The 14,467-nt window shown below is 66.8% G+C and carries 14 protein-coding genes; 1 reads left to right on the forward strand and 13 read right to left on the reverse strand.

The annotated features are described in order from the left end of the window. Positions 1-511: 511 nt before the first annotated feature. On the reverse strand, positions 512-1,351 hold the full coding sequence (locus tag H7A87_RS16315) for a glycosyltransferase (protein ID WP_119127328.1): 840 nt from the start codon (positions 1,349-1,351) through the stop codon (positions 512-514). After that, the gene (gene gspD, locus H7A87_RS16320) at positions 1,348-3,354 is read right to left on the reverse strand and encodes a type II secretion system secretin GspD (protein ID WP_232087867.1); all 2,007 of its coding nucleotides are present in this window, start codon (positions 3,352-3,354) and stop codon (positions 1,348-1,350) included. Before gspD ends, H7A87_RS16315 begins: the two co-directional genes overlap by 4 nt. On the opposite strand from gspD, the gene H7A87_RS20870 reads away from it, so the two are divergent. Next, a complete protein-coding gene (locus tag H7A87_RS20870) occupies positions 3,347-3,688 on the forward strand; it encodes a hypothetical protein (RefSeq protein WP_232087868.1) in 342 nt (113 codons plus the stop codon). The genes gspD and H7A87_RS20870 overlap by 8 nt on opposite strands. Here H7A87_RS20870 and xpsN read toward each other — a convergent pair. The 11 genes from xpsN to H7A87_RS16375 form a co-directional block, all read right to left on the reverse strand. Further along, positions 3,666-4,457 (reverse strand): type II secretion system protein XpsN, encoded by a 792-nt coding sequence (gene xpsN, locus H7A87_RS16325; protein ID WP_119127324.1) that lies wholly within the window; start codon positions 4,455-4,457, stop codon positions 3,666-3,668. The two genes, H7A87_RS20870 and xpsN, sit on opposite strands and share 23 nt — an antisense overlap. Continuing rightward, positions 4,447-5,100, reverse strand: a complete 654-nt coding sequence (gene gspM, locus H7A87_RS16330; protein WP_104649416.1) for a type II secretion system protein GspM — start codon at positions 5,098-5,100, stop codon at positions 4,447-4,449. The genes xpsN and gspM overlap by 11 nt, the downstream gene beginning before the upstream one ends. Continuing rightward, positions 5,084-6,205, reverse strand: a complete 1,122-nt coding sequence (locus H7A87_RS16335; protein WP_119127322.1) for a PilN domain-containing protein — start codon at positions 6,203-6,205, stop codon at positions 5,084-5,086. The genes gspM and H7A87_RS16335 overlap by 17 nt, the downstream gene beginning before the upstream one ends. Next, complete coding sequence (locus H7A87_RS16340) at positions 6,202-7,053, reverse strand: type II secretion system protein GspK (RefSeq protein WP_104649414.1); 852 nt, start codon at positions 7,051-7,053, stop codon at positions 6,202-6,204. Before H7A87_RS16340 ends, H7A87_RS16335 begins: the two co-directional genes overlap by 4 nt. Further along, entirely contained in the window at positions 7,050-7,685 is a 636-nt protein-coding gene (locus H7A87_RS16345) for a type II secretion system protein J (RefSeq protein ID WP_104585580.1), read from the reverse strand. The genes H7A87_RS16340 and H7A87_RS16345 overlap by 4 nt, the downstream gene beginning before the upstream one ends. Beyond that, positions 7,682-8,098: a prepilin-type N-terminal cleavage/methylation domain-containing protein gene (locus H7A87_RS16350; RefSeq protein WP_115050127.1), complete on the reverse strand. Its 417-nt coding sequence runs from the start codon at positions 8,096-8,098 to the stop codon at positions 7,682-7,684. The genes H7A87_RS16345 and H7A87_RS16350 overlap by 4 nt, the downstream gene beginning before the upstream one ends. Next, complete coding sequence (locus H7A87_RS16355) at positions 8,095-8,604, reverse strand: GspH/FimT family pseudopilin (RefSeq protein WP_104649412.1); 510 nt, start codon at positions 8,602-8,604, stop codon at positions 8,095-8,097. The genes H7A87_RS16350 and H7A87_RS16355 overlap by 4 nt, the downstream gene beginning before the upstream one ends. 10 nt (positions 8,605-8,614) lie before the next feature. Then, complete coding sequence (gene gspG / locus H7A87_RS16360; RefSeq protein WP_024939118.1) at positions 8,615-9,046, reverse strand: type II secretion system major pseudopilin GspG; 432 nt, start codon at positions 9,044-9,046, stop codon at positions 8,615-8,617. A gap of 123 nt (positions 9,047-9,169) precedes the next feature. Next, positions 9,170-10,387: a type II secretion system F family protein gene (locus tag H7A87_RS16365; protein WP_104585582.1), complete on the reverse strand. Its 1,218-nt coding sequence runs from the start codon at positions 10,385-10,387 to the stop codon at positions 9,170-9,172. Positions 10,388-10,562: 175 nt separating this feature from the next. Continuing rightward, positions 10,563-12,290, reverse strand: coding sequence for a type II secretion system ATPase GspE (gene gspE, locus H7A87_RS16370; protein ID WP_164741093.1), 1,728 nt, complete (start codon positions 12,288-12,290; stop codon positions 10,563-10,565). 129 nt (positions 12,291-12,419) lie between these two features. Beyond that, positions 12,420-14,303: a diffusible signal factor-reguated S8 family serine peptidase gene (locus tag H7A87_RS16375; RefSeq protein ID WP_119127965.1), complete on the reverse strand. Its 1,884-nt coding sequence runs from the start codon at positions 14,301-14,303 to the stop codon at positions 12,420-12,422. Positions 14,304-14,467: the final 164 nt, after the last annotated feature.

Here is a 14,467-nt window from a genome sequence, read left to right on the forward strand (position 1 = left end):
CGGCTAACAAGACGACGTCACGTCAGTCATTGCACTGCGGCCTGGCTGCAGGGCCCTTGCCCGCCCACCATCGCGGGACACGCCGTGAATCCGTCCATGGAGGCTCTTACGCGGCATCCATGCCGCGTAAGGTCCCGCGACGGTGGGCGGGCAAGGACCAGTCGAGATGGTCGGTGTGCATGTTTTCAACAAAGCAACCGACTCACTCTCCGGTGCGGTGTCCTCGCCGATTGCGGGACCGTGTGGCAGCATGGATGCCGCCACCGAGCCCCCAGGGACGGGTTCACGGCGTGTCCCGCGAGCGGTGAGGGCACCGCGCCCTCGCCCCCCTCGGCGTTTGACCTGGACTCCCGATAGCATCTACCAGCATACGGCCGAAAAGCCACTGCACTCACCGCACGGCAAGCAGTCGTCAGGTTGCATAGGACAGCGCTCAAGAACTGCACTGCACAAGTCCACCGAACACCGGCTGCGCCCGCCTGACGGTGAGCATGCCGCTTTGGCAGCTGTTCTACGCGTCAAATAGCCTGCGTTGTGGATCCGGCGGCGGCAGGTCGGCGAGCAGCTGCGCGAGTTGATCGCGCTGTGCACGTAGCGGGTCGTGCATCAGGAAGTTGGCCAGGCGTGCGTGCCAGGCCGGCCAGCGCGTGGCCAGGGCATCCATGTCGCCATCGGCCGGGCGGCCTTCGTGCGGCGAGGCGACAAAGGCGGTATCGCACAGCACGTTGCGCCATCCCAGCCCCGCCATGCGCAGACTCAGGTCCACCAGTGCCGCATACCAGGAGCCATAGCTGCTGGCATCCAGGCCGCCGGCCTTGCGCCGTGCGCTGCCGCGCAGCAGCACCGCGTGGCCGATCGCCGATGGCAGTTCCGGATGCAGCGGCGGCATCGCCGCACACGCAGCGGCGAGTCGCTCCGGCGCGGCCGGCAGTGGATTAAGTTCGCCCAGGCGTGGCCAGGCACAGGCTTCGCCTACATTGCTCCACGGGGTGGCGGTGGCAATCGCCGCATCGCGCGCAAAACAGGCATCGAGTTGATTCAACCAACCCGGCAGCGGGCAGGCATCCACACCCAGCACCACCACGTCGGCATCGCCGCAGGCGCTGAGCATTTCGTCCAGATGCGCGACCTCGCCGAGCATGCGCTGGCGCCGTGTGTGATGCGCCTGCAGCCGCGTGCGCGCCAGCCAGTGCTCGATCACCGCGCGGCCACGCGGGCCGGCCTGCGCGTCGTCGGCCAGCCACACCCGCGTGCCAGCGGGCGTGGCGGCATCCAGTGCGCCCAGGCACGCATCCAGGGCCTCGTCGTCGGTGCCGACCGGCACCAGCACGACGGGCAGTGCCGCACTCATTGCGGCTTCTGGCTGGGCTTCAGCGGCTCCATGGCCTTGAACTTCTGGCCGTACTCGTCGGTGAGATTGCGCGCTTCCTGCGGGTTGCGCACGATCGACGGGGTGATCAGCACGATGACTTCGCGGCGGGTATTGCTCTTTCCCTTGGTTCCGAACAACGCACCGACTACAGGAAGCTTGCTCAGGAAGGGCACGCCATCGCTCGTATCCGTGGTTGTGTCATCAATCAGACCGGCCAGCATGATCGTGTCGCCGCTTTGCACAGCAGCTTCTGTTTTGACACGGCGGGTGTTGATGTCGACGTTACAGGCTGCTGCGTTTACCGTTGCGGTCGCCGAAGTACACGCGGCAGGCCGATCACCGGGGCTACTTACTTCTTGGACGATATCCAGAAACACCATCCCGTCCTTGGTCACACGCGGACGCACCTTCAAAATCACGCCCGTATCAATGTATTGCACAGAAGAGAAACTACTGTCGCTACCAAGACCCGTATTGATCGAAGTTGAGTTGATCGCAATTCGCGAACCGACGTTGAGCGTCGCTTCTGCATTATTTCGCACAAACACCGAAGGCGTTTGGAGCAATCGGACATTTGTCACCCGATCTAACGCAGTGATGATGGCAGCCGCATTCTTTCCAAGAAATGTCCATCCCAAACCGTTACTAGTCACGCTTCCGGCAATATCCCCCCAGATGTTCCGACCCGCAGCGTTGGTAAGGCCAGCGCCAACACCAATACCAGTGGCGTTCGTTAATGCAGTCGCTGGATCTCTCGAAGCATTCACCGCGTTTTCGAAGTACCAATTGACGCCGTAGCTGAGGTCGCCCGTCAAATTCACCTCAGCCACCTGCGCCTCGATATGCACCTGCATCGGCATCACGTCGAGCTTTTCGATGACGTCGCGGATGGAGGTCCATGCCTGCGGGGTGGAACGCACCAGCAAGGTATTGGTTTCGGCCACCGCCGACACGCCGACCTTGTCGCCTTCCACCTCCAGCGTCACCGCGCCATTGCCGTTGCTGCGCGGCGACAGCTGCAGGCTGCCGTTGCCCAGCCCACCGCTACTACTGCCACTGCCGCTGCTGCCGCCGAAGCTGCTGCCGGAGGAGCTGCCATCGCTACTCTCGCCAACGCTGCCGCCGGTCATGCCCGAGCTGCCGCCCATGCTGCTGTCGCGATTGCCCAGCTGCCCACCCAGCACGCTGGTTTCCGCGCCCGGCGCCAGCGAAGCATTGGAGTCGCCGTTGTTGCCGCGGCCGCCGAACACCTCCGACAGGCGGTCGGCCAAGTCCTTGGCCTTGATGTACTTCAACTCATACGAGAACAGCCGCACACCGCCGCCGGCGCTGTCGATGCGGTCCAGCCACTGCTGGATCTGGTCCAGGTAGCGCGGTTGCGGGGTGATCACCAGCACCGCGTTGGCGTTCTCCAGCGGCATGAAGCGGAACATGCCGGCGCTGGGCGTCTTGCTCTGTTCGCCGAAGACCTTTTCCAGATCTGCAGAAACCTTTTCGGCCTTGCCGGACTGGATCGGGAACACGCCCACCGACATGCCCGACAGCCAGTCCACGTCGAAGATCTGCACGGTGCGCAGGTAGTTTTCCAGCTCGGCGCGGGTGCCCCCCAGCGTGATCACGTTGCGCGAGGGATCGGTGCCGACGATGGCGTTCGGGCGCGCGTACGGCTCCAGCACCTTCTTCATTTCGCTGGCGGAGATGAACTTCAACGGCACCACGCGCACTTCGAAACCGCGCGCGGCAGACGGCGATGCGGTGCTGGGCGCGACGGTGCCGGCCAACGCCTGGTCGGCCGGCACGATGTTGTAACGGCCACCGCTGAACACCATGCGCGCGTTGTTCCAGCCCAGCACCATTTCCAGCAGGTTCAAGGCCTGCGCCGGCGAGACCGGATTGGGCGTGGCCAGGGTCACGGTGCCCTGCACGCCGGGGGCGATGACGTAGTTCTGCCCGAGCATGTCGCCCAGGATCGCCTTGACCACCGCCTGCACCGATTCGCCTTCGAAATTGAAGGTGGCGCTGCCGCTGCTGGCCATGCCCAGCGAGGGCGACGGCGCGGCGGCGGCGCTCTGGTTGATCATGGTGCCGCTGCCACGCCGGATCACCGGGGTGGGCTTGGCGCTGGCATTGCCCTCGGCGCGTTGCTCGGCACTGGTCTGGGTAGCGCCGGCAGCGCCGACTTGCGGGTCCAGGCGCGCGTCGCGGCGCACCTCCGGCGGCGGCGTGGAGGCGCAACCGGCCAGCAGGCCGATCAGCAGGGACACGGAAAACAGGCGCTGCGTCATGCGTTCACTCATTGGGTCTGACCGGGGGTAGAGCCGCTCTGGCGCTGCTGTTGCAGCTGGCGGCGTCGGGCTTCGATACGTTCGCGGATGGCGCGCATCTGATCGTCGGAGGGGCGTGGGGCTTCCTGAGCGCCATCGCTGCGCTGCGGCGGCACCGTCGGCGGTGTCTGCCCGCCGGGCTGCTGTGGCTGCGCGGCGGGCTGGGTCTGCGGCGGTTGCGTCGGCGCAACGGCGGCGGCATCGGGCGAGGGTAACGGCGGGATGGCGCCGGCAGCGGCGCGCGCGCCCGCATTGGCGGTGGGTGGCTGCCCGCCCAGGCCGTTGAACACATGCAACTCCAGTGTCTGAGTGCCGCCGGGGCCCTCGATGGTTGCGCTGCGCGGCTGCAGGGCGAGCAGGCGCCAGCCCTTGACCGTCTCGCCGCCCAGTTGCACACGCACCGAATCCTGCGGGTCCAGCGTCAGCGTGGCCATCTTGAAGTTGTCCGTCAGCAGCACACCGGTCAGGCGCACTGTCGAGGCAGCACCGCTGCCGTCGTTGCCGGACAGGAAGAACGGATGCGGCAGGCGGTCTTCGGCGAAGGCCGGATGCGCGGCGATCTCCGAATATTTTTCGAATGCGCCCAGCCGTTCCGGGGCCGGTGCCGGCAGCGTGGGCAGGCGCTGCACCAGGGCCGGGTCGTCCGGCAGCAACTCCACGCGCTTGCCCAGCCCGGCCACGGCCAGCACGCATACCAGCAGCGCCCAGCCGACCACGGTGGTCAGCAGCCAGGTGCGCAGGCCGATCATGTCAAGGCGCATTGCCGGCCTCCGCAGCGTCGGGGGCGGCGGGCGCCGCGTCGGTGTTCAACGGCGCGGCGCTGGCGCCCGGGCGCAGATAGCCGGCCAGTTCGAAGGCGATATCCAGGCCGTTGCCGCTTTCGTTGGGCGAAAGTTGATAGCGCTGCGCCATCACGTTGAGATTGTCCACGAACAGGCGCGGGGTGCCGTTTTCCAGGCTGTACAGCACCGAGGCCAGCTCCGGCGTGCCACAGCGCAGGCGCACCTGCACCGCAACGCGGGTGAAGCGGTCCTTGCTTTCCGGCTGTAGCGGCGAGCGGTTGCTGATCGCGCAGCTGCGGTTGCCGGGGCTGGCTTCCACCACGGCGCGTTCCAGCCGCTGCACCAGGCCGGCCGATGCCAGTTCGGCCGAGGTTTCCGGCAAAAAGCCCGGGCGGCTTTCCAGGGTTTGGCGCGCCTGGCGTAGCCGTTTGCTGACTTCCGGCGCCTGCTGCAGCTGCACGCGCACGCGCAGCTCGCGTTCGCGCAGCGCCTGCAGCTCGTCCTGCACGGCGATCATCGGCTGGGTGAACCAGGGGTGCACCAGCACCAGATAGGCCACGCCGATCACCAGCAGCAGCAGGCCCAAAGCGATCCAGCGATCGCGCTTAACGCTGCGTGGCATCGGCCGCCTCCTTGGCATCGGGGCCGGCCAGTTCGGCGGTGATGGTGAAGCGGTCGACGTTGCGACCGGCATCGCTCTGCAGCACGCCGGTCAGCGAGGGCGTGCGCCACAGCGGCGAGCCTTCCAGACGCCGCACCAGCGAAGAGGCTTCGTTGCTCAGACCGATCAACTGCAATTGCCCGCCTTCCACCGAGAATTTTTCCAGATAGGTGCCGCCGGGCAGGCGCCGGCTCAGCTCGTCCCAGATTTCCACCGAGGTCGGGCGGGTGGCGCGCTGCTGCTGGAAGAAATTTGCACCTTCGACCAGATCCAGCAATTGCTGGCGTTCGGCGGCAACCTGGCGCGCACGCGCGGCGTTGGCCTGCACCTTGGCACGCAGGTCGTCGGCGGCCTGGCGGCGGTTGTCCAGCAGCAGCCAGCCGGCCACGGCCAGCAACACCAGTGCGGCGGCCGCGAGCAACAGGTTCCAGCGCTGCATCGGGTCGCTGCGCCGCAGCCGGCGCGCCGGTGGCAGCAGGTTCACACCCAATGGCAGGCCCTGCGCGTCGGCAACATCGATGCCGGACAAGGCGCTGGTCCATGCGTCGGGCACGCCGTCGGGGCCATCGATCATGCGTCGCGGCACCACCACCAGTTCGGCATCGAGCTGGCCGTCTTCGCGTACGTCCAGCACGCGCGCATCGAAGTACACCTGGTCGGCGGTGAACGGGGTTTGCCGGTCGATCTCGAAGCGCGCCACGTCCTGCAAGCGCGCCGCTGCCGCAGCAGGCAGGCGCAACGGGCGACGCAAGGCATGCGCGGCCGGCAGCAGCCAATGCCGCGGCAGGCCCTCCAGCGCGGTGGGCAGCAAGGCATGGACCTCCTGCGGCTGCACCGGCCATGGCAGGCTGGCGATGGCCTCGCTGCTGTGGTCGCGCTGACGCAGCAACTGCAACGCCTGCCCATCGGGCTGCAACAACAGCCGCGACGGCGACAGGCCCAACTGCCATTGCCAGCGCTGCGGCAGCCAGGCCAGCAGCGATTGCTGCCACCAACGCCAGAAGCCTCCGGCGCCCGGCATGGCGCGTACGCCGATACGACCCAAGGTATCCCGCCATGCGGTCATTGCACTGCTGCTCCCTCTTCCCAACGCAACACGGTATACGCCGACCCAGGTAATGCGGACGCACTGGTGGAGACGACTGCCCGCAACACGGCCTCGCGTCCCTGACTCAGTCGCGCCCGGCTCTCGATACTATAAGTGTCCGACCCACCGACCGTCGCCTCGCTGCCCGGCAAACCCGGCGGCGCGTCACGCTGGGCCAGCAGTTGCCGCGCATCCAGGCCCATCGCGGTCAGCACCGGCCCGGGCGCAAAGCGCGCCTCGGGACGCGAGCGACCGCTGTACAGGGTGAGGTTGGGCAACAGCTTGCGATACAGCTCGCCATCCATGCCCAGCACCAGGCGCAACTCGCCCAGCGTTTCGAACGGGCCATCCTTGGCACCGTACGGCAATCCGGCATCGGCGTAATCGCGATCTTCTGCGCCACCCCCGGGCTGGCTCAGCGAGTCGCCGTCGCGCCAGTCGACGATGGCGCCGGCAATGCGCGTATCGCGGCCCTGTTCGGCACCGACCGCGCGCACCAGGCCGGCCAGCAGCGCGGGCTCGGCCATGTTCAAGTCCACCTTGCCGCTTTCGTCGGTGATGCGGATCTCCACCGTGGCATCGTCCATCTGCCAACGATAGCGCCGGCCGTCTGCAAGCCAGCGTGCCTGGGTGTCGGTGCTCTGCAGGCGGGACAATGCGTATTCCAGTCCGGAGCGCGCGTATTCCTGCGCCTGCGCGCCGTTGCGCAGCATGCTGCCCTGCAGCGCTTCCACCCGCGCGGTCAGCGCGAATGCACCGATCATCGCGGTGAGCAGCGCAATCAGCCACAACACCAGCACCAAGGCGGCGCCGCGCATCGCGCTCATTGCCCCGCTCCCGGGTTGCTGGATTGCGGCAGGGCCACCACCAGCGGCGGCCAGGCGGCACCGCCACTACGGATCTCGATGCGCACCAGCAACGGCAGACGGTCGTGCCATTCCCACTGCGGCAACCACGCGCTGAGGCGTCCGCTCTGCGGATCCATGCCGCGATACCGGAAGCTCACCTGCTGCACGTCGTCGGCAAGTGTTTCCGGCGGCAGCGTGGTGCCCTCCTCGATCGGCTTGCCCGATTGCAGCATGGTCAATGCGATCCGCAGGGTGCGCTGCTCGCCATCGCCGGCCACCGACAGATCGTGCAGGTACGGCCCGCCGCGGCCCAGGTAATCCGGCACATCGGCGGCAAACCGCATGCGCTGCGCCTCGCCGATGAACAGCATCGGCTGCTGACTCTGCGGGTCGATGCCCATCGCGATCGGCAGTGCCGCCGCCAATCGCCGGCGCAGGAATTCCTCCACCGCACGCACGCGCTCGCTGCGCTGGGCGATCGCCTCGCCGCGCTGGCTCACCGCGCTGGCCGAGCGCAAGGTGGCAAACGCCAATGCCAGCCCGCCCACCAGCAACATCGTCGCCAGCAACACTTCGATCAAGGTGAAGCCGGCACTACGCGGCCGACTCATGGCGCGCTGCCCGGTTGCGCCGCCGCGACCAGCCGCAAGGTGCGCCACTGCAACACCTGGTTGGGTTGCTCGCCCCAGCGCACCACCAGGGTCAGCTGCAGCAGCGTGTGTGCGCCGGGGGACACCGGCGCCTGCGGATTGCGCCGCGGCTCGTCGTACGGGCGCACATCCATCGACCAGCGGAAATGCCCGTCCTCGAACGTGCCTTGCTGCTGCTCGGGCACCAGCGGTTTGTCCATGCCCTGCGCCGCCAGCAAGGATTGCGCATGCAAGGTGGCGCGCGTGCTGTCGTCGGCCGCGCGCACCTGACGCGCGGCACCGGACAGCGATCCCAGCAACAGGCTCAATGCCAGCGCCAGCAACGCAAAGGCGACGATCACCTCGATCAGCGTGTAACCGCGCTGGCGCTTCATGGCGCTGGCGTCCGCAACTGCCCGGAACGCACTTCGCCGGTGATCCAGCCCACGTCCACGCGCCAGGTGGCGTCCTTGACGCGCAGATCGATGCGCCCGCCGGTGGAGGCGCCATCGGGGAAGAACTGGATGGCGCCCTGATCCTGCCGCGACTGCACCTGCCGTGCGCCGGTGAAACGCACCTCCAGCGACGCCGGCAGATCGCCGTGATGGCCGCCGGGTGCTTCCCAGCGGCGCTGCTGCGGGTCGATCAGAAAGCGCTGCGGCGTGCCGGTGGCGATCGCCTGCGTGCGCGTATAACGCAGCTGCGAGGCGATCGCCTTGCCGGCGGTGCGCAGGCGCATGCCGTCGATCCCGCCGTTGAGCGCTGCGGCGGCCAGCACGCCGGCCATCGCGATCAGGGCGATGACCAGCAGCATCTCCAGCAACGAACTGCCACGCGTGCGGGGACGACCAGGGCCGACCACTCCATGCGGATGACGCAACGGCTGACACGCAACGCGCATGGCGAGCGGCTTATTGGTACTTGATGTCCGCGTCGTAACTGCTGCCACCGGGGCGGCCGTCCTTGCCCAGGCTGATCAGATCGAACGGCTGGCCATCGCCGGGCGCGCGGTATTCGATGGTGTGGCCCCACGGGTCGTTGAGTTCAGCCGGCTTGGCGTACGGGCCCAGCCAGCCGCTGCTGCCGCCGGGCTGGGTCACCAGGTCATCGAGCTTGCTCGGCAACTTGCCGGTGTCCAGCTGGAAATTCTCGATCTTGCCGGCCAGGGTCTGGATCTGCGACTTGGCCAGATTGGCCTTGCCGCGATCGGCACCACCGAGCACACGGCTGCCGACCAGGGTCAGCACCGCGCCGATCAGGACGATGACGATGATGATTTCCAGCAGGCTCATGCCGGCCTGGCCTGCACGCGATGGGCTACGGGTGATGGAGCGCTTGATCATGAACGATTTCCTTGCACGTCGATGAAAGATGCTGCCGCCAGAAGATGACACAGCGGCCATTGCAATGGTTCCCGCATGGGTGTCGCGCGGTCACCGGAACGTTGTTGTGAATCCACCGCCACGTTATCCGATGGCATTGGTCAGGTCATACAGCGGTACCAGCACCGAGATGATGACAAGCCCCACCACCGAGGCCAGCACCAGCGTGATCAGCGGCACCAGCGCGGCCAGCGCGCGGTCGATGGCCTGCGCGGTTTCCAGCTCGAAGGTGTCGGCGGTCTTGAGCAGCATCGTATCCAGCGCGCCCGATTCTTCGCCGACCTGGATCATCTGCAGGGCCAGGCGCGGGAAGCGCTTGCCGCGTGCCAGCGCCATCGCCAGGCCATGGCCGTTCTTGACGTCGTCGGCGGCGGCATCGACATCCTCGACCAATGCCAGATTGGACATCACGTTGCGCGCAATGCCGATTGCCGCCAGCAGCGGCACGCCGTTGCGCAACAAGGTGCCCAGGGTACGCGTCAGCCGTGCGGTTTCCAGGCGCGCGATCAGGCTGCCGACCACTTTCTGCCGCAGCAACCATTCGTCCAGTGCGGCACGGAAGGCGGCATTGCGGCGTTTGCGATCCAGCCACAGCCCAAGCACGCCCGGCACCACGATCAACACCACCCACCAGTCGCGCACCAGCAGGCCTACGCTCAACACCGCTTGGGTGAACCACGGCAAGGCCACATCCAGGCTTTCGTACATCTGCGCGAACTGCGGCACCACATAGCCGAGCAGGAACAGCAGCGCGCAGCCGACCACTGCCAGCAGGATCGCCGGATAGATCAACGCGTTGATCACCTTGCCGCGCAGCGCACGGCTGCGCTCCAGGTAATCGGCCAGGCGCTGCAGCGTGTCCTGCATGCTGCCGCCGGCTTCGCCCGCACGCACCATGTTGATGTAGAGCTTGGAAAACAGCCCGTGCTGGCGTTCCAGTGCCGAGGACAACGGCGCGCCGCCACGCACGGTGTCGCGCACATCGCCGATCACGCGCCGGCTTTTGTCGTCTTCGGGCAGATCCATCAGGATCGACAACGCGCGATCCAGCGGCTGGCCGGCACCGATCAGCGTGGACAACTGCTGGGTGAACTGCACCAGCGCGGCGTTGTCGAACGGCTTCTTGCGCAACAGCATGCGCAGCGACGGCGAGTCGTTTTCGCCGGTGGCCAGGCGTGTTTCCACCGGCAGGTGGCCCTGCTCCTGCAGGCGCAGGGCCACGTCGGCGTCGCTGGCCGCTTCCATCTGGCCATCGAGCATTTCGCCGTGGGCGTCGAGCGCCTTGTAGCGGTACAGGGGCATCAGGCTGGAAGGCCGGGAGTGGGGAATCGGGAATCGGGAATCGGGCAAAGCACGGTGCTGCGCTGTGTTGGCGCGACTGCGCGCATCTGCGCGTGCGCGCACCGCAGTGCCAGGACGCTGCTTTGGTTATCTTCCGATCCTGAGCATCCGATGCTCGTTGTGGCTCCGTTGACTTTCACGCATCCTCCGTCACGCGCAGCACTTCTTCGATGGTGGTTTCGCCGCGCAAGGCCTTGGACAGGCCGTCTTCGTACATGGTGCGCATGCCGGCCTTGCGGGCCAGTTGCTCGATCTCGCCCATGCCGGCGCGACGCATCACCGCACGCCGCAACTCGTCGTTCATGACCAGGAATTCGACGATGGTGGTGCGGCCGAGGTAACCGGTCGGCGCGGCGGCAGAGGCGCGCGGGCGATACAGGTAGATCTCCCCGTCCGGCTGCAGCCGGCGCAGGTTGAAGCGTTCGATTTCTTCCGGCGATGCCGGATAGCGCTCGGCGTTGGCCAGGTCGAGCTTGCGCACCAGCCGCTGCGCCAGGATGCCGTTGATGGTGGAGGTGAGCAGATAATCCTCCACGCCCATGTCGAGCAGGCGGGTGATGCCGCCGGCCGCATTGTTGGTGTGCAGCGTGGACAGCACCAGATGGCCGGTGAGCGCGGACTGGATCGCGATGCGTGCGGTTTCCAGATCGCGCATTTCGCCGATCATGATGATGTCCGGATCCTGGCGCACGATGCTGCGCAGCGCGTTGGCGAAATCCAGCCCGATCTGCGGTTTGGCCTGGATCTGGTTGATGCCTTCGATCTGGTATTCCACCGGGTCTTCGACGGTGATGATCTTCACGTCGGAGGTATTGAGCTGGCTCAATGCGGTGTACAGCGTGGTGGTCTTGCCCGAGCCGGTCGGGCCGGTCACCAGCATGATGCCGTGCGGTTGCTCCAGCACCTTGCGGAACTGCGGCAGAAACTCTTCGGTGAAGCCGAGCTTGTAGAAATCGAACACCACCGTCTCGCGATCGAGCAGACGCATCACCACGCTCTCGCCGTGCGCGGTGGGCACGGTGCTGACGCGCAGGTCCAGCTCCTTGCCCTGCACGCGCAGCATGATGCGGCCGTCCTGTGGCAGCCGGCGTTCGGCGATGTTGAGCTTGGCCATGATCTTGATGCGGCTGATGACCGCGGCGGTGAGCTTGGCCGGCGGGCTTTCGCCTTCCACCAGCACGCCGTCCACGCGGTAACGCACCTTGAGCCGGCTTTCGAACGGTTCGATATGGATGTCCGAGGCGCGCAGCTCCACCGCGTGCTGGATCACCAGGTTCACCAGGCGAATCACCGGCGCCTCGGACGCCAGGTCGCGCAGCGCTTCGATATCGTCGCTACTGTTGGCATCGCCATCGGCGGTTTCCACGATGGTGCCCATCGCGCTGCGGCCCTGGCCGTACCAGCGCTCGATCAGATCGTCGATTTCCGAGCGCAGGCCAACCTGCAGGAACAGCGCACAGCCGGTGGCAAGCCGCACCGCGTCGATCGCGTAATCGTCGTAGGGATCGGCGATCCACAGCTCCAGCCGGCCATCGCGTTCGCCGACCGGGCACAGATGGAATTGCTTGAGGAAGCGCAGCGACAGCCCCTGCACTTCCGGCAGCATCTCCGGCGGGGTATCGCCGAGCTGGCGGGCATCCACCAGCGGCAGACCCAGCACATCGGCGCAGGTCTCGGCATGATCGCGTTCGGATACCAGGCCCAGACGGCCGAGCAAGGCCAGCAGGCCCATGCCGGACTCGGTCTGCAACTGGCGCGCGCGCAGCAGATCGGTGTCTTTCAGGCGACGGCGTTCAAGCAGCGCCTCGACGATGCGCGTCTCCGCACTGCGATGCTCAATTGGATCGACGGCAACCGCGTTCACACTCGTCTCCACTGGTCCGGCGCCGACTGTAGCAGTTTGCCGCGACGATCAACCGCACGCATCTGAATCGCCCTGAAAAACGATGCCCCCGGTGATTGGCCGGGGGCATCGGTCACACTATTTAGCTACTTACTGTCGTGCAACGAGCGTCAGCTTCGCGTAGTCGCCAGCGCCCACCAGCTTGATGTAGTAGGTGCCTGCCTTGGGAGCAGTGAAACGCACGGTTTCGCTGTTGCCCGGGCGGGTCGACTTGGCGTCGTAACTGGTCGCGCTGGGTTCGGCTTCATGGCTGACGTACACCGACACATCGCCGGTGCCACCGTAGGTCATGAAGCTGAGCACGGCCCCGGCCTTGGCTTCGAAGCTGTACAGCGTGGCGCTGCCCGCGGTACCACTCAGGCCGGTCAGCGGGGCCTTGTTGGTCAAGGCAATGGCGGTCGGCGCGCAGCTTTCGGTGGCCGGATCGCAGGGCTCCACCAGCACCGCTTCCAGCGCGGCCTTGGCATCGACGATGCCGCTGCCGATCGGGGTGCTGGCCGGCGGCGTCACCGGGAAGCGGCGGCTGGTCTGCTTGAGCAGGGCTTCCACTGCGGCCGGAGTCAGCGGGCCATCGCCCAGACCGATCGCCGCGCTCTGCACCAGGGCGACGACACCGGCCACGTGCGGCGATGCCATCGAGGTGCCACCTAGTCCCATATAGGTATAGGTGCCCGAGGTCGGCGTGGTCGCACCGGTATAACCGGCCTGCCAGATGTAGCCGCCCGGATTGCCGTCCACGCTGCCACCGCCGCCCGGACCGGACAGGTCTACCTTGCTGCCGTAGTTGGAGTAGTAGGTGATGCCGCCGGTGATGCGCGTGGCACCCACGGTGATGGTGTTGTTGCAGCTGGCCGGCGAATGGTTGGCCGCGTCTTCGCCGCTGTTGCCGGCCGCCACCACCACGGTGGTGCCGCGCGAGACGGCGCCGTTGATCGCCAGCTGGGTGGCCGAATCGCACGGCTCGCCGCCGCCCAGGCTCATGTTGATGACCTCGGCCGGGTTGGTGTTGGCGGGCACGCCAGCAACCGTACCACCGGAGGCCCAGACGATCGCATCGGCGATGTCGGAGGTGTAGCCACCGCAGCGGCCGAGCACGCGCACCGGCAGGATGGTCGCCTTCGGTGCCACGCCAGCCATGCCGACGCCGTTATTGGTCGCTTCGGCCACGGTGCCCGAGACATGGGTGCCGTGCCAGGAGCTTTCCTGTGCCACCGAGCCGTCATAGCAGACGTTGTCGGCCTCTTCCCAGTCGCCGTAATCCAGCGCGCCCGGTACGCGGGCGTCGGTGGGACGACGCGAGACTTCGGCATCGGTAATGAAGTCGTAACCCTGTAGCAGGTTGCCGGCAAAATCCGGATGGCCGGGCAGGATGCCGGTATCCAGCACCGCCACCACCACGCCAGCGCCCTGCGACAGATCCCATGCGGCCGGCGCATTGATGCCGCCGTTGGGGTTGCTCAGATGCCACTGGTACTGCGCGTACAGCGGGTCATTGGGCACCAGCTGCGGGGTCACGTCGGTGGTGGCGACGCTCTTCTTGATCTCGACCGGGCGCAGCATGCGATCGATCTGCACGTCGGCCACGGACGGGTCGTTCTTGAGCTCGACCACGACCTTGTCCACCTGTGCGGTGGTCAGCGTGCTGGACAGCTTGATCAGGTCCGAGCCGATGCCGAGCTTGCGCACATACGTCGCCTTGGCGGCGGCTGCGCTGCTGCGTGCGCCAGTGCTCGCACCGACACGGCCGACGGCGGCCTGCACCGCGCTCAGCTTGCTGGCGCGATCGGTCGCGGCAGCGGTGTTGTCCTTGTAGCGCACGATCAGGCGGCTACTGAACGCAGCGCCGGCCGATGCTGCCTGGGTCGGTTCCTTGACCAGCAGTTTCGGGGCAGCAGCGAGCGTGCCCGATGCACCGAGCGCCATCATCAAGATGGCGCCGGTCAGCGGGGAGAGACGGAAATTCTTGTCGATCACGGTGAAGTCCTCTTCGTGTTTTTCGTCGATCAGCTGGGAGCGGCTTTCGAAACTGCTGCGCAACTGCGGTGCAGCTCGCTGCATTTGATCAGCCACTCCTGGTAAGGCCATCACTCCATCGAATCCGTTGGCCGGCCCAGCCACGGTCCTTGCCCGCCCCCTCG

Source organism: Xanthomonas sp. CPBF 426 (genome assembly GCF_903989465.1).
Classification (GTDB): Bacteria; Pseudomonadota; Gammaproteobacteria; order Xanthomonadales; family Xanthomonadaceae; genus Xanthomonas; species Xanthomonas euroxanthea.

What these genes read in the sequence shown, in the direction of transcription:
- gspM (WP_104649416.1), bottom strand. Translation starts at nt 5,100, where the DNA reads ATGCCACGCAGCGTTAAGCGCGATCGCTGGATCGCTTTGGGCCTGCTG.
- H7A87_RS16355 (WP_104649412.1), bottom strand. Translation starts at nt 8,604, where the DNA reads ATGCGCGTTGCGTGTCAGCCGTTGCGTCATCCGCATGGAGTGGTCGGC.
- H7A87_RS16315 (WP_119127328.1), bottom strand. Translation starts at nt 1,351, where the DNA reads ATGAGTGCGGCACTGCCCGTCGTGCTGGTGCCGGTCGGCACCGACGAC.
- xpsN (WP_119127324.1), bottom strand. Translation starts at nt 4,457, where the DNA reads ATGCGCCTTGACATGATCGGCCTGCGCACCTGGCTGCTGACCACCGTG.
- gspG (WP_024939118.1), bottom strand. Translation starts at nt 9,046, where the DNA reads ATGATCAAGCGCTCCATCACCCGTAGCCCATCGCGTGCAGGCCAGGCC.
- H7A87_RS16335 (WP_119127322.1), bottom strand. Translation starts at nt 6,205, where the DNA reads ATGACCGCATGGCGGGATACCTTGGGTCGTATCGGCGTACGCGCCATG.
- H7A87_RS16365 (WP_104585582.1), bottom strand. Translation starts at nt 10,387, where the DNA reads ATGCCCCTGTACCGCTACAAGGCGCTCGACGCCCACGGCGAAATGCTC.
- H7A87_RS16340 (WP_104649414.1), bottom strand. Translation starts at nt 7,053, where the DNA reads ATGAGCGCGATGCGCGGCGCCGCCTTGGTGCTGGTGTTGTGGCTGATT.
- H7A87_RS16350 (WP_115050127.1), bottom strand. Translation starts at nt 8,098, where the DNA reads ATGAAGCGCCAGCGCGGTTACACGCTGATCGAGGTGATCGTCGCCTTT.
- H7A87_RS16345 (WP_104585580.1), bottom strand. Translation starts at nt 7,685, where the DNA reads ATGAGTCGGCCGCGTAGTGCCGGCTTCACCTTGATCGAAGTGTTGCTG.